The sequence below is a fragment of the Rothia santali genome (assembly GCF_024199905.1).
Classification (GTDB): domain Bacteria; phylum Actinomycetota; class Actinomycetes; order Actinomycetales; family Micrococcaceae; genus Rothia; species Rothia santali.
Map to the genome: position 1 here is coordinate 19,630 of NZ_JANAFB010000026.1, position 21,715 is coordinate 41,344.

At 67.0% G+C, this 21,715-nt stretch carries 11 protein-coding genes and 4 rRNA genes; 3 read left to right on the forward strand and 12 right to left on the reverse strand.

Translation table 11 applies throughout. From position 1 onward, the window contains the following. Positions 1–110 precede the first annotated feature (110 nt). Positions 111–2,165, forward strand: a complete 2,055-nt coding sequence (locus NBM05_RS10655) for a sugar phosphate isomerase/epimerase and 4-hydroxyphenylpyruvate domain-containing protein (protein WP_254167147.1) — start codon at positions 111–113, stop codon at positions 2,163–2,165. Positions 2,166–2,249: 84 nt separating this feature from the next. On the opposite strand, the gene NBM05_RS10660 is transcribed toward NBM05_RS10655, so the two are convergent. From NBM05_RS10660 to NBM05_RS10685, 6 genes are all read right to left on the reverse strand, one after another. After that, entirely contained in the window at positions 2,250–3,680 is a 1,431-nt protein-coding gene (locus NBM05_RS10660; protein WP_254167149.1) for an MFS transporter, read from the reverse strand. 190 nt (positions 3,681–3,870) lie between these two features. Continuing rightward, positions 3,871–5,184 carry a hypothetical protein gene (locus tag NBM05_RS10665; RefSeq protein WP_254167151.1) on the reverse strand — a complete coding sequence of 438 codons (1,314 nt, stop codon included), beginning with the start codon at positions 5,182–5,184 and terminating at the stop codon, positions 3,871–3,873. 7 nt (positions 5,185–5,191) lie between these two features. Beyond that, positions 5,192–6,067, reverse strand: a complete 876-nt coding sequence (locus tag NBM05_RS10670; protein ID WP_254167152.1) for a glycosyltransferase family 2 protein — start codon at positions 6,065–6,067, stop codon at positions 5,192–5,194. Continuing rightward, entirely contained in the window at positions 6,064–6,663 is a 600-nt protein-coding gene (locus tag NBM05_RS10675; protein ID WP_254167154.1) for a DUF2304 domain-containing protein, read from the reverse strand. The genes NBM05_RS10670 and NBM05_RS10675 overlap by 4 nt, the downstream gene beginning before the upstream one ends. Then, positions 6,660–7,415 (reverse strand): glycosyltransferase family 2 protein, encoded by a 756-nt coding sequence (locus NBM05_RS10680; protein WP_254167156.1) that lies wholly within the window; start codon positions 7,413–7,415, stop codon positions 6,660–6,662. Before NBM05_RS10680 ends, NBM05_RS10675 begins: the two co-directional genes overlap by 4 nt. Positions 7,416–7,422: 7 nt before the next feature. Next, positions 7,423–9,597, reverse strand: a complete 2,175-nt coding sequence (locus NBM05_RS10685) for a DUF6541 family protein (protein ID WP_254167158.1) — start codon at positions 9,595–9,597, stop codon at positions 7,423–7,425. Positions 9,598–9,822: 225 nt separating this feature from the next. On the opposite strand from NBM05_RS10685, the gene NBM05_RS10690 reads away from it, so the two are divergent. Beyond that, complete coding sequence (locus NBM05_RS10690; RefSeq protein WP_254167160.1) at positions 9,823–11,193, forward strand: aspartate aminotransferase family protein; 1,371 nt, start codon at positions 9,823–9,825, stop codon at positions 11,191–11,193. Positions 11,194–11,394: 201 nt separating this feature from the next. Next, positions 11,395–12,843: an MFS transporter gene (locus tag NBM05_RS10695; RefSeq protein WP_254167161.1), complete on the forward strand. Its 1,449-nt coding sequence runs from the start codon at positions 11,395–11,397 to the stop codon at positions 12,841–12,843. Between the two features lie 157 nt (positions 12,844–13,000). Here the strand turns inward: NBM05_RS10695 and NBM05_RS10700 are convergent, their stop codons facing one another. The 6 genes from NBM05_RS10700 to NBM05_RS10725 all read right to left on the reverse strand — a co-directional run bounded on the left by NBM05_RS10700 (position 13,001) and on the right by NBM05_RS10725 (position 21,354). Continuing rightward, positions 13,001–15,007 (reverse strand): DUF6541 family protein, encoded by a 2,007-nt coding sequence (locus NBM05_RS10700; RefSeq protein ID WP_254167163.1) that lies wholly within the window; start codon positions 15,005–15,007, stop codon positions 13,001–13,003. Between the two features lie 214 nt (positions 15,008–15,221). After that, positions 15,222–15,680 carry a GNAT family N-acetyltransferase gene (locus NBM05_RS10705; RefSeq protein ID WP_254167165.1) on the reverse strand — a complete coding sequence of 153 codons (459 nt, stop codon included), beginning with the start codon at positions 15,678–15,680 and terminating at the stop codon, positions 15,222–15,224. Between the two features lie 104 nt (positions 15,681–15,784). Then, a 5S ribosomal RNA gene (gene rrf / locus NBM05_RS10710) occupies positions 15,785–15,902 on the reverse strand. 115 nt (positions 15,903–16,017) lie between these two features. After that, positions 16,018–16,135: ribosomal RNA gene (rrf, locus tag NBM05_RS10715) — 5S ribosomal RNA — on the reverse strand. Positions 16,136–16,237: 102 nt separating this feature from the next. Next, a 23S ribosomal RNA gene (locus NBM05_RS10720) occupies positions 16,238–19,373 on the reverse strand. Between the two features lie 449 nt (positions 19,374–19,822). After that, positions 19,823–21,354 (reverse strand): 16S ribosomal RNA (locus tag NBM05_RS10725). The 16S, 23S and 5S rRNA genes sit together here, the layout of an rRNA operon. Between the last annotated feature and the right edge of the window lie 361 nt (positions 21,355–21,715).

A 21,715-nucleotide genomic window follows, 5' to 3' on the forward strand; every position in this document is an offset into this window, starting at 1 on the left:
TGCGGGCCCGCCCCTTCTCGACGCCGCCCCCTCGCGACCGCCCGCCCCTCTCAACGCCCCCTCGCGTCACCGCACCCTCGACCCACCCGCAGTCCCGCCGAAAGGACCCCATGAGAACCTCGATCGCCACCGTCTGCCTCTCCGGGACCCTGCGCCAGAAGCTGCGCGCCGCCGCCGCGGCCGGCTTCGACGGCGTCGAGATCTTCGAGCAGGACCTCGTGGTCGCCCCCGAGTCCCCCGAGCAGATCCGGGACTACGCCGCCGAGCTGGGCCTTTCGCTGGACCTCTACCAGCCCTTCCGCGACGTCGAGGGCACCACGGAGGAGGAGTTCCGGGCCGCACTGCGCCGGGCCGAGGCCAAGTTCGCGCTGATGAACCGGCTGGGGATGGACCTGATGCTCGTGTGCTCCAACGCGGGCACGGCCACCGTGGGCGACGACGCCGTCATGACGGACCAGCTCGGCCGCCTCGCCGACCTCGCCGCCGGGTACGGGATCCGACTGGCCTATGAGGCGCTGGCCTGGGGCCGCTTCGTGGACGACTTCGAGCACTCGTGGCGCCTGGTGGAGGCCACCGACCGCCCCAACCTGGGCGTCTGCCTCGACACCTTCCACATCCTCTCCCGCGGCTGGCCCGTCGACGCCGTCGCCCGGATCCCCGGCGAGAAGGTCTTCTTCGTCCAGCTCGCCGACGCCCCGCTGATGTCGCTGGACGTGCTGTCCTGGTCGCGGCACTTCCGGGTCTTCCCCGGCGAGGGCGGTTTCGACCTCGAGGGATTCATGGTCCGGCTCCTGGCCGGGGGCTACGCGGGCCCGCTCTCGCTGGAGATCTTCAACGACTCCTTCCGCCAGACCAGCGTGTTCCGCACGGCCGTGGACGCGCTGCGCTCGCTGCGGTGGCTCCAGGACCGCACCGCCCGGGAGATCGAGGCCGCGGGCGGCAGCGGCGGGGCCGACGAGGCCGCGGGTGGCACCACCGGAACGAGCAAGGCGCCAGGCGGCGCCACCGGGGCGAGCGAGGCCGCGACGCCGGGCGAGCGGGACGACGTCGTGAGCCGCGCCGCGGCCCGCCTCGGCGAGCTGACCCGCCTCCCCGAGGCCGACGAGCCGAGCTCGATCACCTGGGCCGAGGTCCGGGGGCAGCGGACCGAACAGGTCGAGGCGCTCCTGGGCCACCTGGGCTTCGTATGCCGCGGACGGCATGCGAGCAAGCCGGTGCAGCTGTGGGAGCAGGGCGGCGCCCGCGTGGTGGTCAACGAGGAACCCCGCGCCGAGGACACCCCCAGCGTCGCCTCCCTGGGCTTCGAGATCCCCGACGCCGCCGCGGCCGCCGCCCGCGCGGACACCCTGCGCGTGCCCGCCGTGCCGCGCCTGACCGGCCGCGGCGAGCAGGAGTTCGCGGCCTACCTCGCCCCCGACGGGACCGAGGTCTTCTTCTGCCCGCCCGCGTCCGACGGTGGGACGCGCTGGGTCGAGGAGTTCTCGACGCCTGGCGCCCTCGGCACCCCGGTCGCGGACGAGGCACCGGGCACCGCACGGGACGGGCTCGCCGCCGGGCATTCGCCGACCGCTCCCCCGCGCGGCTCCGCTGCGGGCCGGCCCTCCGCCCCCGAGGCCCTCATCACCGGCGTCGACCACGTGAACCTCGCCCAGCCGCGGCACCACTACCCCGAGTCGGTCCTGTTCTTCCGGGCGGCGCTGGGGCTGCGGGTCCAGCCCTCGCAGGACGTGCCCGGCCCCACGGGGCTGGTCAGCTCGCAGGTGGTCCACAACCGCGAGCGCACGGTCCGGCTGCCGCTGAACGTCTCGCCGGACCTGCGGACGGAGCCGGAGGTGGAGCACGTGGCCTTCGCGTGCGACGACGTCGTGCGGCTGGCCGAGCGGGCGCGCGCCTCGGGCCTGCGCCTCCTGAGCGTCCCCGGCAACTACTACGACGACCTGCGCGCCCGCTTCGACCTCGAGGAGGGCTTCGTCACCCGTCTGGCGGAGCTGGACCTGCTCTACGACCGGGAGGACGGCGGGGAGTTCCTGCACTTCTACACCCAGACGGTCGGGAGCGTGTTCTTCGAGGTGGTGCAGCGGATCGGGGACTACTCCGGCTACGGCGCCCCCAACGCCCCGGTGCGCATGGCCAGCCAGTACACGCGGCGCGCGGAGCTCGGCTGACGCCGCCGAGCGGGTGATGGCCCGGGGCTCGGCGGCCGGGCGGGGCGGCCGGCGTCCTCCTCGCCCGCCGCCCCGGGGGCGCCCCTAGCGGTCCTCCGGGACCCGCACCGTCGTCGTCGCGCCCCCGTCCGCGCGCCCTTCCCCGCGGCCCTCGAGGCGGATCACCTCGAGGGCCTCGGTGCGGCTCATGTGGAGGTCGTCGATGGACTCCAGCGAGCGCGGCGCGGTCTCCTTGGCGGTCGAGGCGACGGCGGCGACCCCCAGCCCGATCAGCAGCACGAAGATCGCGGGCGCGACCCAGTTGCCCATCTCGGGCCCGTTCAGCGCGGCCGCGACGACCGGGACGAACCCGCCGGAGATCGCGAAGCCGACCTGGGTGCCCAGCGCGAGCCCGGTGCTGCGGACCGGCGTCGGGAACATCTCGGCGTAGAACGAGGGCCAGGTCGCGTTGGCCAGCGAGTAGAAGCCGCCGTGCATGAGCGCCCCGAACACGAAGAGCAGCAGGGTGTTCTGCTCGGTCACGGCCCAGAGGAACGGGAACATCGTGGCCCCGGAGAGGACCGCGCCGGCCATGAACACCGGCTTGCGCCCCACCCGGTCGGAGAGCACGGCCGCCAGCGGGATCACCAGCAGCCCGACGGTGTTGGAGACCACCGGGACCCACAGCATCGTGGACCGCTCGATCCCGACGCCGTTGGTCGCGTAGGAGATCGCCCAGACGGTGAACGCCACGTTGACCGTGTTCACCAGGGCGCAGGCGGCCACCCGCAGGATCGCGGCCTTGTGGTAGCGGAAGGAGATGCCCAGCGGGGTGCTGCGGTCCAGCACCGACTCCTGGCGGCCCTGCTTCTCGAAGGCCGGCGGCTCCTGCAGCTTGCGCCGGATGACGTACGCGGCCACCACGACGACGGCGGAGAGCCAGAACGGCACCCGCCAGCCCCAGCTGAGCAGCTGCTCCTCGGGCAGCGCCGCGAACGGGATGAACACGGCCGTGGCCAGCAGCGAGCCGAACTGGGTGCCCTGCAGCGTCCAGCTGGTAGTGAGCCCGCGACGCCGGTCGTGCGAGTGCTCGAGCGACATCGAGATCGCGGAGGCCTGCTCCCCCGAGGCGGAGATGCCCTGGACGACCCGGCAGAGCACCATCAGCACGGGCGCGAGCACCCCGACCTGCTCGTAGGTGGGCAGGCAGCCGATCGCGAAGGTCGCGCCGCCGATGAGGAACAGCGTCAGCATCAGCACGAACTTCCGCCCGAACCGGTCGCTGAGCGGGCCCAGGATCAGGGCGCCGAAGGGCCGGACGACGTAGGCGACGCCGACGACGCCCATCGACTTGAGGATGCCGGCCGCGGCGTCGTCCTCGGGGAAGAAGATGCGGTTGAGCACGATCGCGGCGGCGGTGCCGTAGACGGCGAAGTCGTAGTACTCCAGCGCGGAGCCGATCCAGCTCGCGAGCGCGGCGCGGCGCGGCGACTTCTGGGGAAGGGGCGCCTCGGCGGGCGCGGGGGAATCGCTCATGGGTCAGGCCTTCGTTCGGGGGCGGTCCGGGGATGCGTCAGGCCCCGAACGGTCGGCGAGCTCCCGCCGTCGGGATCCACGGTGTGGCGGCGCGGGCGCAGGGCCCGGGCCGATCTCCCCCACCCTACGAGTGATCCCGAACACACGACGAACACTCGTTCACATGCCGAACGCGTGTGACGCGGGCGCGCTAGGCCCGGTGCCTCATGACCGCCACCATCCCGGCGAGATGGACGGCGAATCCCACGGCGGGGCCCACGTAGAGCGCCACCAGCGCCCGGGGGATCAGGTCCATCGGCAGGAACAGCAGCCCGATGGCGGTCAGCGCGGCGATGACCCAGCCCGCGGTGTAGACCCGATGGGCGTTCAGGGCCAGCGTGGCCGTCCCCGAGAGCACCAGCAGGGCCATGACCGCGGAACCGAAGGTGAGCAGGCCCAGGACGGGGCCGCTCATCATGCCGCTGAAGTCGCGGTAGATCAGGTCGTAGAGCCAGGGGCCGATGGCCCAGGCGAGAAGAGCGCCCAGCAGCCCCACGCCGAGCAGGGCCGCAGCGGGCTTGGACATCGCGGCGAGGGGCCGGTGACGCTGCCTGAGGAAGGCCGCGATCGCCACGCCCTGGAACGCCTGCAAGGGGATCATGATCGGGGAGCGGGTCACGCCGATGGCGAGGGTGAGGGCACCCAGGATCTCGTCGTTCAGGCCATGCGTAGCGGCCATAACGAGGGGAAAGCCCGTCATCAGCACCGCCGATCCGGTGGAGGAGCCCATCGCGAAGAGGTAGTTCCTCGCGAGACGCCCCCCGCCGACGTCGGCCCGGGCGTCGAAGGCTTCCCGGCCCCGGCGGGAGAAGATCGCGAACAGGATCCAGACGATCACCGGGGAGACCGCGGCGGCCTCGAAGCTGCCCAGGGAGGCTGCGGAGATCGCGACGGCCGCCATCGCGACGATCCGCCAGGCCGCCTCGCCACCGCCCAGGCCGGCGAAGAGGTACCAGCGGCTGAGACCCGCCGCCGCACCGCTCATGGCCGAGTGCATCGCGTAGAGTCCCACGCCGATGCAGAGCACCGTCACGGCCCACGAGGTCCCGGTGGGCAGGAGCTGGGGGGCCCATAGGAGAGAGGTGAGGGCGACGAGGACCGCCGCCACTAGGCCGAAGATCGCTGCGACGCCTGCGACCCGGGCACCGACGGGACGCCCACCGGCGGCGATGGTCCCGGCGGGAGCCAGTGCCGCGGCACCCACCGCCCGCGTCGTCTCCTGCTGGATCCCGGCCACGATGCCGTAGATCCCGAAGAGGGCGGCCCAGAAGACGCTCAGGAACTGCGTGGCCTCCTCGTTCGTGAGGGCCTTCGCGATGAGCACGGTGGCGCCCAGGGCCGATGCGGCCGCCACCACCGACGAGATCAGGATCCCCAGCGACTCCCGCCGGGTGATCCCGCGCCGCTCGGGGGGCAGCTCGGCCTCCCCGGCGAGCACGGGCTCCTCGCTCCCCGTCCCGGTCACCCCGCGCCTACTTGACCAGGTGGGAGGCCAGGTTCTTGACCCCGCCCCAGTTCTTGATCTTGGCGGCCTTGGGCAGCAGGGTCGCGGCGTGCAGGCGCGAGGAGAGGTGGCGCTTGGCCACCGCGGCGGCCCTCTGCCAGCCCTTGGCGCCCATCTCCTCGGCCATCATCTCGAAGAAGCGGCGCTCCTCGTCGAAGCGGGTGCCGTCGAGCGCGCGCCACGAGGAGTCCGAGGCCTTGTGGCGGCGGTACAGGAACGCCGCGGTCTCGTCGTAGAACAGGGCGCCGCCGGTCATGGCCACGTCCATCACCAGGCACATGTCCTGCACGACGTCGAGCCCCTCGCGGAAGCCCAGGCCCACGATGGTCTCCGCGCGCCAGCCCAGCGACGGGAAGTACAGCCAGTCGCCGCGCAGGATCGACACGGCCAGGTCCTCGCCCTTGAGCACGGTGGTGCCGTTGGGGCGGTAGAAGGCCTTGGTCTTCTCGACCAGCGTGTTGGAGGGCGCGTTGTTCTCGTCGATGACGAAGACGCCGGGCTGGAAGATGCTGGCCTCGGGGTGCTCCTCGGCCGCGTTCGCGAACCACTCGACGTAGTTGGGCATCATGACGTCGTCGGCGCCCATGACCACCACGAGGTCGTTCTCCACGAAGGTCAGGCACTTGCGGTAGTTGCCGTTGGCGCCGAGGTTCTTCTCGTTGCGCATGTAGGTCACGCGCTCGTCCCCGAGGGAGGCGAACCAGCCGGGGATCGAGTCGTCGGGGTAGCCGTCGTCGACGACGATCAGGCGCCAGTCCGGGTCGGACTGGGTCAGCACGGAGCGCACGGCCTGCTTCATCAGGGCGACGTCGCCGTAGTAGGGGAAGAGGATGTCAACGGTCATGGTGTCTCCGTCGGGTCGTGGCGCTCGGGGCGGTCGCCGGGGTCGGTCTCGGGATCGGTGGGGTCGGTGGGGCGCTGAGCCGGACGATCCGCGGAGCGGGCAGGCCGGCCGGACTGCGGGGCACCGCCGGGGCCGGCCGGGCGCTGGGAGCCCGGCGCCGCGGCGTCGTCGTCCGCCGGGGCCTCGCCCTCCCCGTCCTCGCCGAGGGTGATCCGCGGCAGGGAGGAGGTGGGGTTGCGGTCGTGGCTGATCCGCTCGAGCTGCCGGTCCAGCAGCGAGCGCTGGATGGCGGCCTCCTCGGCGAGCACCCGCGTCTCCCCCTCCAGCCGCGAGATCTCCAGGGAGAGGTGCAGGCACACGCCCAGCAGCAGGAGGATCGCGATGAGGAAGAGCAGGTTGACCGGCGTCGCAACGCCGACCACCCGCGCGAGCCAGTCCAGCATGCGCGGGAACAGCATCAGGATGACGATGACAACGCCGGTGAGCAGCCACAGGGCAGCGTACTTCTCGCGAAGCTTGAGGTTGCGGACCAGCCGGATCACCGCGAAGAGGATGACCAGCCCGATGATCAGGAAGAAGATGGTGGAGACGTTCACGCTCGGCCTCCCGGCTCCTCGTTGAGGGTCACCCGGCGGCGGGTCATCGAGAGGAGGAACGAGAAAATCGATCGCACCAGGTAGACGGCCGCCTTGGCGGGGTTGTTGGACGGGGTGCCGGCCTGGCGCTCGCGCATCTCCACCGGCACCTGGGTGACCGTGAGGCCGGCGCGCAGGGCCATGGCCAGCGAGTCGATGGTGTCACCCAGGTACTCGGCCGGGAAGTACCGGCAGTACTGCGCGATCGCCCGGCGGTTGCCCGCCCGGAAGCCGCTGGTGACGTCGGTCAGGCGGGTCTTGGCGACCCGGGAGAACATGAAGGCCAGCAGGTTCATGGCCCACTTGCGCGGGCCGCTGGCCTTGTAGGAGCCGCGCTCGGCGAAGCGGGCGCCGATGGAGATGTCGGCGTGCGCGAGGCCCTGGAGGACGCGCTCGATGTCCCGGGGGTCGTGCTGCCCGTCGGCGTCGACCTGGATGGTCCGGTCGTAGTCGAGCCGGGCGGCGTACTTGTAGCCGGCGCGCATGGCGCCGCCGACGCCCATGTTGTAGGGCAGCTGCAGCACGTTGGCGCCGACCGCCCGGGCCACGCGGGCCGTCTCGTCGGTGGAGCCGTCGTCGACCACGAGCAGATCGTAGCCGGGCATGGTGGAGTGGAGCTCACGGATCGTGGATCCGATGACCTCCTCCTCATTCCAGGCCGGCATGATGATGAGGCAGCTCTGCGCCGGATGCGCGTCGGTCGAGTTAGCCATAGTGGTCCTAGCCTACCGTTTGAGCCTGCCGGTCACCGCACGCCGTGACTTCGAGAAGCTTGGCGTCCCCCGAGGAGTAGACCTCCTCGGCGACGCCGTCCTCCTCCAGGTTCTGAAGCCCTTGGTAGGCGCCCAGGTGGTAGCCGCCGTTGATCTCCTGGTCGCCGAAGTCGAGGACGTAGCGGGCGTCCAGCTCGTCCACCACCTCGCAGACGCGCGGGTCGGTGGCCGCCTGGTTCAGGTAGCCGTCCAGGACGTCGTCGTCCGCGGTCTTGGTGTACAGGGTGTGGTGGGCGGTGACCTCACGGTCCGCCAGCGCGTACGCGAGCGACCCGCCGGTCCAGGGGTTGACGACGACGGTCGCGTCCTCCGGGACGTAGGCGTCGAGGTTCTCGATGACGTCCAGCTCGTCCGCGTCGACCAGCGGCGCGTCCTGACCGGGGTAGTAGGTCCAGTAGGCGTTGTCCATCATGGTGCTCAGGGGGCGGGAGAACTGGGTCGCTCCCACGGCGGCCACGAGGGCCACCACGGCGAGCGCGACGACGGCCCCGCCCGTGCGCGCGGTGCCCTGGGCGCTCCGGCCGAAGCCCCCGCGGACCCACGGCGAGTCGAGGATGGCCTGGGTCACCCAGTGCACCCCGACCACGGCCAGCGGGATCGCGGCCAGCGGCACCAGCGCGGCCAGGCGGTAGGGGTCGTTGTACCAGACGCCGGTCACCCACATCCGGTCCTGGTCCCAGCTGAGGTAGCGCACCGCGATGTAGAAGTAGACCACGACGCCGTAGGTCAGCAGCGCCCACAGGTTCCTGCGCGTCGCGAGCACCGCCGCGACGCCCACGAGGGCCAGGACGGAGACCGACCACTGGGCGGTCGTGAGGCTCAGCGGGCTGTTCAGCAGGGCCTCGCCGAAGGCCTGGCTGTCGGTCGCCGTGGGCTCCCAGGTCGCCGCGCCCTCATCGGGGCGGACGATCCCCCACAGGATCCACAGCGTCCACAGCAGGGCCGCGCAGACGACCACCTGCAGCGCCCCGGCCCACAGCGCGACCCGGCCGCGGATCACCCCCCAGATCTGCGCCAGGGCGCGCACGACGACGATCGGCACCGCCATGACCAGCAAGGACATGAGGGCGTTCGGATGTGCGAGCGCGACCCCGAGCGCCGCCGGGACGCCGACCAGCACGGCCTGGACCGTGCTCAACCGCCGCGCCCCGCCCACGCGGAAGAGGTTGAGCACGACGCCGAGCGCCGCCGGGAGGAGCGCCAGCCCCAGGAAGTTGGGGTACAGGACCCCGAAGAAGATGAGCAGCAGCGGGAAGGCGCTGAAGCCGGTCAGCACGGCCGCCGAGACCAGGATGGCCGGGAGGTTCAGGCGCAGCATCGAGCGCAGCAGGAAGAGCATGCTGAACGGCCACACCACGGCCCCCACCGCGAGGATCATCGCGTTGGTGGCCTCCGGGACCGACCCGGAGCCGGTGGCCGTGAAGACCAGCGCGACGACGTCGTGCCAGGCGGCCGGGTAGAACGAGGTCTCCCCGCCGCCCGAGGTCATGGCGTTGACGGTCAGCGACGAGCCGTTGCCGGTCTCGGCGATGTAGCGCACGGCGTTGAGGTGGAAGTTGTTGTCGAAGGTCTGGGAGAACCAGCCGGGCGCGCCGATCCCGTTGGTCAGCTGGCGCAGCGTCAGCACCGCCGCGAGCGCCAGGGCGATCCAGTAGGCACCCTGCTCGCGGGAGAGCCAGCGGGAAGGCAGCGGGCCGTGCGCGGTCGCGGGGGCTGCGTTGCGCGCGGCGCCGGGGGCCGCGGCGGATCCCGGGTGCGACGCGGCGCCGGGCCCTGCGGCGGATCCCGGGTGTGACGCGGACTCGGCCGCCACGGGGCGCCCCGGCGGGGTCGACCGCGCGGCGGGGAAGTCGCCCAGGCCGACGCGGCGCAGACCCCACGCGACGAGCCCGGCGAGGATCGCCGTCCCCAGGCCGGCCGCGAGCGGCACCCACCACGACCAGGAGATCCCCAGCAGGGGCGCGACGATCGCGGAGACGGCCGTGAGCGCGATGGAGATCGAGGGGGCCAGCGCGACGGCGTCGAAGCCGCGCAGCCTGACCGAGAGCGTCACCAGCAGCCCGGGGACCACCACCAGCAGAAGGCACAACGCCAGCGGGAGCGCGAGGGTCAGCCATTCCATGTCGACAGGGACTCCGATCGTCGGGGGTCTCGGGATCAAACCGTGCCAATTGTAGTGCCCGTTCCCGAACGCCCGCTCACAACGGGCCCGCGGACGGCCATCCACAGGCAGAGCCCCACGACGATCACCCCCTCCGGCTCCGGAGTAGGCTGGGTGGCACGCGCCGGCCCGAGCGGGTCGGAGACGCGCGGGTGAGCTTCACACGACCGAAGGGACGCATCCACGATGAGCACGACCGGCACCGAGACCGAGGTCAGTCCGGAACTCCTGGAGGAGGGCCGCCGGGCCTACGCGCTGGACCGCGAGCACGTCTTCCACTCGTGGGTCGCCCAGGGCTCGTTCGACCCCATGGTCGTCACCCGCGCGGAGGGCTCGCACGTCTGGGACGGGGAGGGGCGGCGGCTGATCGACTTCTCCTCGCAGATGGTCAACACCAACATCGGGCACCAGCACCCCCGGGTCGTGGAGGCCATCCAGGAGCAGGCCCGGACGCTGTGCACCATCGCGCCCGCCCACGTGAACCCCGCGCGCTCGGAGGCGGCCCGGCTGATCGCGGAGCTCGCGCCCGGGGACCTGAACCACGTCTTCTTCACCAACGCGGGTGCCGACGCCGTCGAGCACGCGATCCGCATGGCCCGCCTCCACACCGGCCGGCGCAAGGTCCTCTCGGCCTACCGCAGCTACCACGGCGGCACCGAGCTCGCCGTCAACGTCACCGGGGACCCGCGGCGCTTCGCCAACGACGTCGGCGACGCCGGGGTGGCCCGGTTCATGCCCGCCTACCCCTACCGCTCCTACTTCCACTCCTCCTCCCCGGGGGAGGAGACCGAGCGCGCCCTGCGGCACCTCGAGGACACCATCCTGCTCGAGGGGCCGGACACCCTGGCCGCGCTGATCCTCGAGTCGATCCCGGGGACGGCGGGGATCTACGTGCCCCCGCCCGGGTACATGGCGGGCGTGCGCGCGCTGACGCGAAAGTACGGGATCGTCTACATCGCCGACGAGGTCATGGCCGGGTTCGGCCGCTCGGGGCGGTGGTTCTCCGTGGACCACTGGGACGTGGAGCCGGATCTCATGACCTTCGCCAAGGGCGTCACCTCGGGGTACGTGCCGCTGGGCGGCGTCGCGATCTCCGAGGCGATCTACGAGACGTTCCGCGAGCGCCCCTATCCCGGCGGCCTGACCTACTCGGGGCATCCGCTGGCCTGCGCCACCGCGGTGGCCACGATCGGCGCGATGCGAGACGAGGGGATGGTCGAGCACGCCGCGTGGCTGGGCGAGAACGTCTTCGGCCCCGGCCTGGCCGAGATCGCCGAGCGGCACCGCTCGGTGGGCGAGACGCGCGGCCTGGGCTGCTTCTGGGCGGTCGAGCTGGTGAAGAACCGGGAGACCAGGGAGCCGCTGGCCCCCTACGGCGGCTCCTCCTCGGCGATGGGCGAGGTCGTGGGCGCGGTCAAGGCGGGCGGCGTCCTGCCCTTCGCCAACTACAACCGCATCCACGTGGCCCCGCCGCTGAACATCTCGGAGGAGGTCGCCCGCCGCGGGCTGGAGATCCTCGACGCCGCGCTGGAGGTCGCGGACCGGCACGCCGACTGACCCACGGCGACCGGCCCACGGTGCCCGGCCCACGGTGGCCGAACCACGCCGAACGGCCCACGGCGGCCGGCCCACGGCGGCGCGCCGGACGCCGCCTACCCGCCCCGGACGCCGGGTCTTGTGGGGGCGCCCCGCCGGGGTTAGCCTCGTCACACGGATGTTCTTTCGGGAAGATCGAGTCGAGAGCTGCCAGGAGTCGCGATGCCGCGCACCGAGCTGAAGACCATCACCACCGACATCCCGGCCCGCCTGGACCGGCTGCCCTGGTCGCGATGGCACCTGCGCATCCTCATCGGCCTGGGGACCGTGTGGATCCTCGACGGCCTCGAGGTCACCGTCGTCGGCAACGTGACCACCCGGCTCGCCGAGCCGGGCAGCGGCATCGCGATCACCGATGCCCAGGCCTCCGGCACGGGCGCCGCGCTGTACGTGCTGGGCGCGTGCGTCGGGGCGCTGTTCTTCGGCTACCTGACCGACCGGCTGGGGCGGAAGAAGCTGTTCATGATCACGCTGGCCGTCTACCTGGCGGCCACCGCGTGCACGGGGCTGGCGACGGAGGCCTGGATGTTCTTCGTCTTCCGGTTCCTGACCGGCGCGGGCATCGGCGGCGAGTACGCGGCGATCAACTCCGCCGTCGACGAGCTCATCCCCACCCAGCACCGCGGGCGCATCGACATCATCATCAACGGGACGTTCTGGCTGGGCGCGGTGGGCGGTTCGCTGCTCTCGATCCCCGCCCTGAACACGGCCCTGTTCCCGGTGGACGTCGGGTGGCGCCTGACCTTCGGTCTCGGACTGGTCCTCGGCCTGGTGATCCTCCTCGTGCGCCGCTCCGTGCCGGAGAGCCCCCGGTGGCTGTTCATCCACGGCCGGGAGGAGGAGGCCGAGCGGATCGTGCGCGGAATCGAGGAGACCGTGCAGCGGGAGACGGGCGGGGAGCTCGCCCCCGCGAAGGGCGAGATCACGATCCGGCAGCGGCACTCCATCGGCTTCGGCGAGATCGCCGGGACCATGTTCCGCTCCTACCCCAAGCGGGCGGTGCTGGGGTTCTCCCTGTTCATCGGCCAGGCGTTCCTCTACAACGCGATCACGTTCGGCTACGCGACGATCCTCGCGACCTTCTTCGGCGTCCCGTCCGGCAGCACCGGGTACTACTACGCGGTGATCGCGGTGGGGAACTTCGTGGGGCCGCTGGTGCTCTCCCGGTTCTTCGACACCTGGGGGCGGCGGCCCATGATCTCCGGGACCTACCTGCTCTCCGGGGCGATCCTGCTGGCCACGGCGTGGCTGTTCAACGCGGGCGCGCTCACCGCCGCGACCCTGACCGCCTGCTGGTGCGTCGCGCTGTTCTTCGCCTCGGCGGGGGCCAGCTCCGCCTACCTGACGGTCTCGGAGGTCTTCCCCATGGAGACCCGGGCGCTGGCGATTGCCTTCTTCTACGCCATCGGCACGGCGGCCGGCGGCATCAGCGGTCCGCTGCTGTTCGCGGCGATGGTCGAGACCGGGAACCCCTTCGACACGGCGCTGGCCTTCACGATCGGGGCGCTGCTGATGATGGCGGCGGGCATCGTCGCGATCTTCCTGGGGGTGCGTGCGGAGCGGAAGTCCCTGGAGGACATCGCCGCGCCGCTGACTCGCCAGGACGGCTGACGCGGCCTCCCAACCGGGGATGCCTCGCGCAGGCGCGTGCCCGGCAGGCGTACCTGTCGAAGGGGTGCCGCCCGAAGGCCCTCCCCTCGCAGCCGCGCTGACCGACGGCATATCCCCGGAAGGCGCGCCTCCCGAAGGGGCGCCTCCCGGCCGCGCCTCACTGCGGGCAGGCCACGATCCGGAGCAGCTTCGCGTCGCCGGCGCTGTAGACCGTCTGGGCCACTCCCGACTCCTCCAGGCCGAGGAGGCCGCCGTACTCGTCCCGGTGGGACTCGCCGAGCGCCTCCGTCACGCCGAAGTCGAGGACGTAGTAGGCGTCGTTCTCCCGGACGTACTGGCAGACCAGCGGGTCCTCGTAGGCGAAGTCGAGGTTCTTGGCCAGGTACGCCATCGGAGCGGTCTGCGTCTCGAGCAGGTGGTACGAGCTCGTCTTCCGGCCGGTGAGCCCGTAGGTCATTGCCGCCCCGGTCCAGGGATTGACCATGACGGTGTCCCCCTCCGGAACGACGTCGGTCACGTGCTGCATCACGGCGAGCTCGTCGGGGGTGACGATCTGCGAGTCGTCGTAGGTGTTGAAGGCCCAGGCCGCGTCGCGCTCCCCCTCCCTCATGCTCGTCGCGGCGAAGGCGGGCACCAGCAGGCCCACGACGACGACGCAGGCGGCGGCGGGGCTGACCACCCGGCGCGTCAGCCGCCGGATGTCCCGGGCCTCGACGTCCGAGGGCGCGTCCCGGCTCGCCCTGCGCGCCAGCGATCGGGAGAGCAGGCTGCACAGCTCCCCCGCCGCCGTCGCGATGAGAGGGATCCCGATGACCGGGAAGAGCGCCGTGATCCGGTACATGTCGTTGTACCAGAGGCCCGTGATGGCGTCGCGCGCCTCCCAGGGCATGGAGACGCCGGCGACGTAGAGGAAGGCCAGGACCGCGTAGGACAGGATCAGCCACAGGTGCTTGCGGCGGATCAGGAGCACGAGCATGCTTGCGACGATCGCGATGACGCTGAAGGTGGAGATGGTGTACCGGAGGGGGGCCATGCCCAGGGTTCGCAGGATCGCCTCGCCGACCGGGACCTGGATGAGCCGGTACGGCTCCACGGTGTCGAAGCGCATGGCGCCCCACAGGAACGGGATGGCCCCGAGCAGCACGAGGAAGATGACCGCCTCGGCCACCGTCCCGGTCCGCGTCGCGGGCGTGGCCGCCCCCGCCGGATGCGGCTGCCGCTTCCACCGGATCAGCCGCGCGACGAGCCAGATGACCCGCGCCAGCACGGCGGGCGCCGCCAGAACGATCAGGGAGAGGACGGCGTTGGGGTGGCCGAGCGCGGTGCCGCCGGCCGCCAGCGCCCCCAGGACCATTCCCTGCGAGCGGGTGGCCCCGGTCAGCGGAGTGCCGCGCAGCGCCCACACGATCAGCCCGAGCGCCGCCGGCAGGATCGCGATGCCGAGGATGTTCGGGTACAGGACCCCGTGGCGCAGCAGCAGGAGCGGGAAGACGGCGAATGCGCTCGAGAGCACCCCGGCGAACAGCCACGAGAAGCGGTTGGAGCTCAGCGCCCGGGCCAGGAGGATGAGGCTGAGCGGCCAGACCATGCAGACGACGACGATCGAGAGGACGTTGGTCGCCACCGGGACCGAGACGCCGGTGACCTGCACCAGCACCGCGGCGATCGCGTGCCAGGCGGAGGGGTAGTAGAAGCTCGGCCCGTCCCCGGCGTTCATGCTCCCCACGAAGAGGGGCGAGGCGTTGCCGTTGTCGATGATGAAGCGGACGGCGTTGAGGTGGAACGTGTTGTCGAAGGTGTTGGAGAAGCTCGACATGTTCCCGATGGCCGCGACCATCTGGATCGCGCCGAGCGCCGCGCCGAACACGAGCCCGCCCCAGGCCACCCAGTCGCCACCGCGTCGCACGTGCTGCCCCCGCCGCCGGGAGCGGCCGAGGGGAACGAAGACGAGGATCAGGGCGATCAGCGCGCCCAGGCCCAGCGGGAGCCACCAGCCCCAGGGGACGCCGACGACGCCGCCCAACATCGCGCTGAGCCCCACGCACGCGACGGAGAGCGCCGGCGCCACCGCCACGACGTCGAAGGCCCGCATCCTCGCGGCCGATGCGATCAGCGCCCCGGGAACGACGAGGCACAGCACGCACAGCACAAAGGCGAAGACCATTCGCGGCACCCCTAGTCATCACGGCACGGACGGAGGAACGACAGTACTTCTCGAACTTACACCACGCCTCCGGACGGCCCGGGTGACCCGGCGCCGATGCCGAAACGTTTCACCGCGCGGCGTTCGGCCAGCGGAGTTCCCTGCCGGAGACTGATTCAGACCCTCGAGCCCTCGGGCCTCAAGCCTTCAGATTCTCGTTCGCAAGCTTCAGACCTCAGACGCCGACGCCGGGGCGCAGCATCGGCACGTGCGGAATCCCCGCCTCCATGTCCGGGGCACCGCTCCGGATGAACCCGAACCGGCCGTACCACTCCTCGAGGTACGCCTGCGCGTGAAGAGCGATATCCTGCGAGCCGTAGGCTGCAATGGCCTCCCGCAGCAGGGCACCGGCGAGCCCCTGCCCCCGGTGCTCGACGCCGGTCGCGACCCTCCCGATGGAGCGCAGTCCCGGCGCTTCCTCGAGGACGCGGATCGTGGAGACGGGAAGGCCCTCGGCCTCCACCCAGAAGAGCTCGCTGCCGGACTCGAGCTCCCGTCCGTCGAGCTCTTGCTCCGTGATCCCCTGCTCGACGACGTACACCTCCAGACGCAGGCGGATCAGCGCGTACGCGGTGCGGGGAGACAGATCGGCCCAGTGGGCACGCCGGATGCTATGGATATCGGAAGAAGTCATCAGAACCCCAGCATAGGCCCGGCCGCTCGAAGCCAGGCCGCGCAGCACGCATCCGGGCATAAAAAAGGGGCGGATCCTTGCGGATCCGCCCCTCATGAAGAATATTTCGGCAACGACCTACTCTCCCACACACCTTCCGGGTGCAGTACCATCGGCGCTCAGAGCCTTAACTACCGGGTTCGGAATGGGACCGGGTGTACCCCTCTGGCTATAATCACCGAAAACCTTGAGCTCAGCATGGAGATGCTGGCAAAACTCGTCGTTTTAGACTTATTCTATTATACACGATCCTCTGGGAATCGCCACTTGGGCGATTCGACCGGAAGACCAAAAATATTTTCGGCGGTGTCCTACTCTCCCACACACCTTCCGGGTGCAGTACCATCGGCGCACAGAGCCTTAACGACCGGGTTCGGAAAGGGACCGGGTGTACCCCTCTGGCCAAAACCACCGAAAAACCTATGAAGATCAACACCCCCACTCAGGGTTGTTATCCCAAAACCATACAGTGAACGCGAACACCAACCATGACATACCCACCAACCTGAAAAAAATGGTGTGATAAGTCTTCGGCCTATTAGTACCAGTCAACTTCACGCCTCGTTAGTCGACGCTTCCATACCTGGCCTATCAACCCCGTCATCTACAGGGAGCCTCACACCCCCACAAAGAGGGTCAGGAAATCTCATCTCGAAGCAAGCTTCCCGCTTAGATGCTTTCAGCGGTTATCTCTGCCGAACGTAGCCAATCAGCCATGCACCTGGCGGTACAACTGACATACCAGAGGTTCGTCCGTCCCGGTCCTCTCGTACTAAGGACAGGTCTCCACAAATTTCCAACGCACGCAGCGGATAGGGACCGAACTGTCTCACGACGTTCTGAACCCAGCTCGCGTACCGCTTTAATGGGCGAACAGCCCAACCCTTGGGACCAACTCCAGCCCCAGGATGCGACGAGCCGACATCGAGGTGCCAAACCATGCCGTCGATATGGACTCTTGGGCAAGATCAGCCTGTTATCCCCGAGGTACCTTTTATCCGTTGAGCGACGGCCATTCCACAATGTACCGCCGGATCACTAGTCCCGACTTTCGTCCCTGCTCGACCTGCCAGTCTCACAGTCAAGCTCCCTTGTGCACTTACACTCGCCACCTGATTGCCAACCAGGCTGAGGGAACCTTTGGGCGCCTCCGTTACTCTTTAGGAGGCAACCGCCCCAGTTAAACTACCCATCAGGCACTGTCCCTGACCCAGATCATGGGCCGAAGTTAGATATCCAATATGACCAGAGTGGTATTTCAACAACGACTCCACCACCACTAGCGTGATAGCTTCACAGTCTCCCACCTATCCTACACAAGCCACACCGAACACCAATACCAAACTATAGTAAAGGTCACGGGGTCTTTCCGTCCTGCTGCGCGTAACGAGCATCTTTACTCGTACTGCAATTTCGCCGAGTTCATGGTTGAGACAGTAGGGAAGTCGTTACTCCATTCGTGCAGGTCGGAACTTACCCGACAAGGAATTTCGCTACCTTAGGATGGTTATAGTTACCACCGCCGTTTACTGGGGCTTAAATTCTCCGCTTCGCCAAAAAAGCTAACGGGTCCTCTTAACCTTCCAGCACCGGGCAGGAGTCAGTCCGTATACATCGTCTTGCGACTTCGCACGGACCTGTGTTTTTGATAAACAGTCGCTTCCCCCTGGTCTCTGCGACCCCTACACGCTCCCCACCGCACGGGCAGTTCACGCTCAGGGCCCCCCTTCTCCCGAAGTTACGGGGGCATTTTGCCGAGTTCCTTAACCATGATTATCTCGATCGCCTTAGTATTCTCTACCTGATCACCTGTGTCGGTTTAGGGTACGGGCAATTCACAAACCTCACGCCGATGCTTTTCTCGACAGCATAGGATCACCAAATCCCCCCACAAAAGGGGGTCCCATCACGTCTCAGACCTGTTGCGGGAAGCGCATTTAACAACTCCCCGTCCTACACGCTTAGACCACGACAACCACCGCGTGGCTTGGCTACCTTCCTGTGTCACACCTGTTAATGCGTTTACCGCACCGGATCAGGTCCCACGCGGAACCACCACACCAAGACCCTCACCCCGAAGGATGAGAACCCGGTAAAATGGCGGCCCGAAGTGGTTAGTATCCCCAGCTTGGTATGGGCGGTTTGAAATCGGTACGGGAATATCAACCCGTTATCCATCGACTACGCCTGTCGGCCTCGCCTTAGGCCCCGACTAACCCAGGGCAGATTAGCTTGACCCTGGAACCCTTGATCATTCGGCGGATACGTTTCTCACGCATCATTCGCTACTCATGCCTGCATTCTCACTCGCGTAGCCTCCACCACTCGGTCACCCGGCGACTTCACTGGCTACACGACGCTCCCCTACCCAATAACACATACATGCTATTGCCACAACTTCGGCGGTGTACTTGAGCCCCGCTACATTATCGGCGCAGAATCACTTGACCAGTGAGCTATTACGCACTCTTTCAAGGGTGGCTGCTTCTAAGCCAACCTCCTGGTTGTCTCAGCAACTCCACATCCTTTCCCACTTAGCACACGCTTAGGGGCCTTAGTTGATGGTCTGGGCTGTTTCCCTCTCGACAATGAAGCTTATCCCCCACTGTCTCACTGCTGCGCTTACACTTACCCGCATTCGGAGTTTGGCTGACGTCAGTAACCCGATAAGGCCCATCAGCCAACCAGTAGCTCTACCTCAGGCAAGCAACACGCAACGCTGCACCTAAATGCATTTCGGGGAGAACCAGCTATCACAGAGTTTGATTGGCCTTTCACCCCTACCCACAGCTCATCCCCTCCATTTTCAACTGAAGTGGGTTCGGTCCTCCACACGCTCTTACACGCGCTTCAACCTGGCCATGGGTAGATCACTCCGCTTCGGGTCTAGACCGTGCCACTGTAAACGCCCTATTCAGACTCGCTTTCGCTACGGCTACCCCACACGGGTTAACCTCGCGACACAGCACTAACTCGCAGGCTCATTCTTCAAAAGGCACGCCATCACACCACACAAGGCAATGCTCTGACGGCTTGTAGGCACACGGTTTCAGGTACTATTTCACTCCCCTCCCGGGGTACTTTTCACCATTCCCTCACGGTACTGATTCACTATCGGTCACAAGAAAGTATTTAGACTTACCAGGTGGTCCTGGCAGATTCACACGAGATTTCACGGGCCCCGTGCTACTCGGGAACAGCGTCCAAACGCGACCAACAGAAGTTTCGGCTACGGGACTCTCACCCTTTCCAGTGCACCTTCCCAGATGCTTCGCCTACCCCCGCGATCAACGCCACCGGCCAAGTAAGAACCGGTCAGACACATCCCACAACCCCCCTGATGCAACCCCTTACCGGTATCACACACCAAAGGTTTAGTCTCATCCGCTTTCGCTCGCCACTACTCACAGAATCATTCGTTATTTTCTCTTCCTGAGGGTACTGAGATGTTTCACTTCCCCTCGTTCCCTCCACACACCCTATACATTCAGGTGCGGGTCACTGCCCTTATCATCCAGGCAGCGGGGTTTCCCCATTCGGAGACCCTCGGATCACGGCCCTGTTATCGGCTCCCCGAGGCTTATCGCAGATTCACACGTCCTTCATCGGCTTCTTGTGCCAAGGCATCCACCGTGCGCCCTAAATAACTTAGCCACACACAAATAATCAAATTGGCATACAAAGATACATCACAATAAAAATTAGAATCGCACCACACCGGGCACCCCCACCCACGATCCGAAAACCGCCGATCAGGACACCCCCATGATGCGAACCAAAAGATGCTCGCGTCCACTATATAGTTCTCAAACAACAACCCACCCCACCAGAGAACCCCAGCACAATCCGCGCCAGGACCCCCGATGGACGGGTATCTTCATGAAACAACCCCCACCACCACCCACCCTCGTTGACACGGGAGCAAGCACCGGCGGGTTTGTTGTCTCAAAACCCAACAGCATGCTTCGTTCATCCCAGCACCCCCCGCACCACGATTACCTCGCGGCACAGAGAAGGGCCTGAGTGCTTGTATTCCACCCATGAGCAAACCATCCGTGCAACACTCGTACACGAAAATGGCCAACTAGTGTTGTGCTCCTTAGAAAGGAGGTGATCCAGCCGCACCTTCCGGTACGGCTACCTTGTTACGACTTAGTCCCAATCGCCAGTCCCACCTTCGACGACTCCCTCCACAAGGGTTAGGCCATCGGCTTCGGGTGTTACCAACTTTCGTGACTTGACGGGCGGTGTGTACAAGGCCCGGGAACGTATTCACCGCAGCGTTGCTGATCTGCGATTACTAGCGACTCCGACTTCATGGGGTCGAGTTGCAGACCCCAATCCGAACTGAGACCGGCTTTTTGGGATTAGCTCCACCTCACAGTATCGCAACCCATTGTACCGGCCATTGTAGCATGCGTGAAGCCCAAGACATAAGGGGCATGATGATTTGACGTCATCCCCACCTTCCTCCGAGTTGACCCCGGCAGTCTCCTATGAGTCCCCACCATCACGTGCTGGCAACATAGAACGAGGGTTGCGCTCGTTGCGGGACTTAACCCAACATCTCACGACACGAGCTGACGACAACCATGCACCACCTGTACACCAGCCCCAAAGGGGAAACAACATCTCTGCTGCGATCCGGTGTATGTCAAGCCTTGGTAAGGTTCTTCGCGTTGCATCGAATTAATCCGCATGCTCCGCCGCTTGTGCGGGCCCCCGTCAATTCCTTTGAGTTTTAGCCTTGCGGCCGTACTCCCCAGGCGGGGCACTTAATGCGTTAGCTACGGCGCGGAAAACGTGGAATGTCCCCCACACCTAGTGCCCAACGTTTACGGCATGGACTACCAGGGTATCTAATCCTGTTCGCTCCCCATGCTTTCGCTCCTCAGCGTCAGTAACAGCCCAGAGACCTGCCTTCGCCATCGGTGTTCCTCCTGATATCTGCGCATTTCACCGCTACACCAGGAATTCCAGTCTCCCCTACTGCACTCTAGCCTGCCCGTACCCACTGCACACCCGGGGTTAAGCCCCGGGCTTTCACAGCAGACGCGACAAGCCGCCTACGAGCTCTTTACGCCCAATAATTCCGGACAACGCTTGCGCCCTACGTATTACCGCGGCTGCTGGCACGTAGTTAGCCGGCGCTTCTTCTGCAGGTACCGTCACTTTCGCTTCTTCCCTGCTGAAAGAGGTTTACAACCCGAAGGCCGTCATCCCTCACGCGGCGTCGCTGCATCAGGCTTGCGCCCATTGTGCAATATTCCCCACTGCTGCCTCCCGTAGGAGTCTGGGCCGTGTCTCAGTCCCAGTGTGGCCGGTCACCCTCTCAGGCCGGCTACCCGTCGTCGCCTTGGTGAGCCATTACCTCACCAACCAGCTGATAGGCCGTGAGCCCATCCAAGACCAGTACAGAACCCTTTCCACCCCCTCCCAGGCAGGAGGAAGTGAATATCCGGTATTAGACCCAGTTTCCCGGGCTTATCCCAGAGTCAAGGGAAGGTCACTCACGTATTACTCACCCGTTCGCCACTCATCCACCCCCAGCAAGCTGGGAGCTTCAGCGTTCGACTTGCATGTGTTAAGCACGCCGCCAGCGTTCGTCCTGAGCCAGGATCAAACTCTCCGTTGAAAAACAAAAAGCATGAATACCCTGGACTCAACATAAATAAACACGTCGATCACGGTTACGGGGTAACCGCAGACCGACGATCATTTGAATGCTGATAACCAAGAGGTTATTCACCAATAAATAAATTTGGTACAAGCATCAAATGAACAAAGCACACTATTGAGTTCTCAAACAACAAACCACTCGAACCCCGCACACCGAAACCACCCCGAGAAACCCTTCACAAAGAAGAAGGAAGCATCCCAAAAGATCATCGTCTCGATACCGGAGAACCGGTTGTCAATCCTACATCGTCACCATCATCGCGGCAACTTCTCAAGCCTACCAGACCCGATCCCCACCGTGCAAACCCGCCATCCGC

Excerpts from the sequence above, each read along its gene's own strand:
- NBM05_RS10690 (WP_254167160.1), top strand. The coding sequence starts at position 9,823 with ATGAGCACGACCGGCACCGAGACCGAGGTCAGTCCGGAACTCCTGGAG.
- NBM05_RS10660 (WP_254167149.1), bottom strand. The coding sequence starts at position 3,680 with ATGAGCGATTCCCCCGCGCCCGCCGAGGCGCCCCTTCCCCAGAAGTCG.
- NBM05_RS10685 (WP_254167158.1), bottom strand. The coding sequence starts at position 9,597 with ATGGAATGGCTGACCCTCGCGCTCCCGCTGGCGTTGTGCCTTCTGCTG.
- NBM05_RS10695 (WP_254167161.1), top strand. The coding sequence starts at position 11,395 with ATGCCGCGCACCGAGCTGAAGACCATCACCACCGACATCCCGGCCCGC.
- NBM05_RS10655 (WP_254167147.1), top strand. The coding sequence starts at position 111 with ATGAGAACCTCGATCGCCACCGTCTGCCTCTCCGGGACCCTGCGCCAG.
- NBM05_RS10670 (WP_254167152.1), bottom strand. The coding sequence starts at position 6,067 with ATGACCGTTGACATCCTCTTCCCCTACTACGGCGACGTCGCCCTGATG.
- NBM05_RS10705 (WP_254167165.1), bottom strand. The coding sequence starts at position 15,680 with ATGACTTCTTCCGATATCCATAGCATCCGGCGTGCCCACTGGGCCGAT.
- NBM05_RS10700 (WP_254167163.1), bottom strand. The coding sequence starts at position 15,007 with ATGGTCTTCGCCTTTGTGCTGTGCGTGCTGTGCCTCGTCGTTCCCGGG.
- NBM05_RS10680 (WP_254167156.1), bottom strand. The coding sequence starts at position 7,415 with ATGGCTAACTCGACCGACGCGCATCCGGCGCAGAGCTGCCTCATCATC.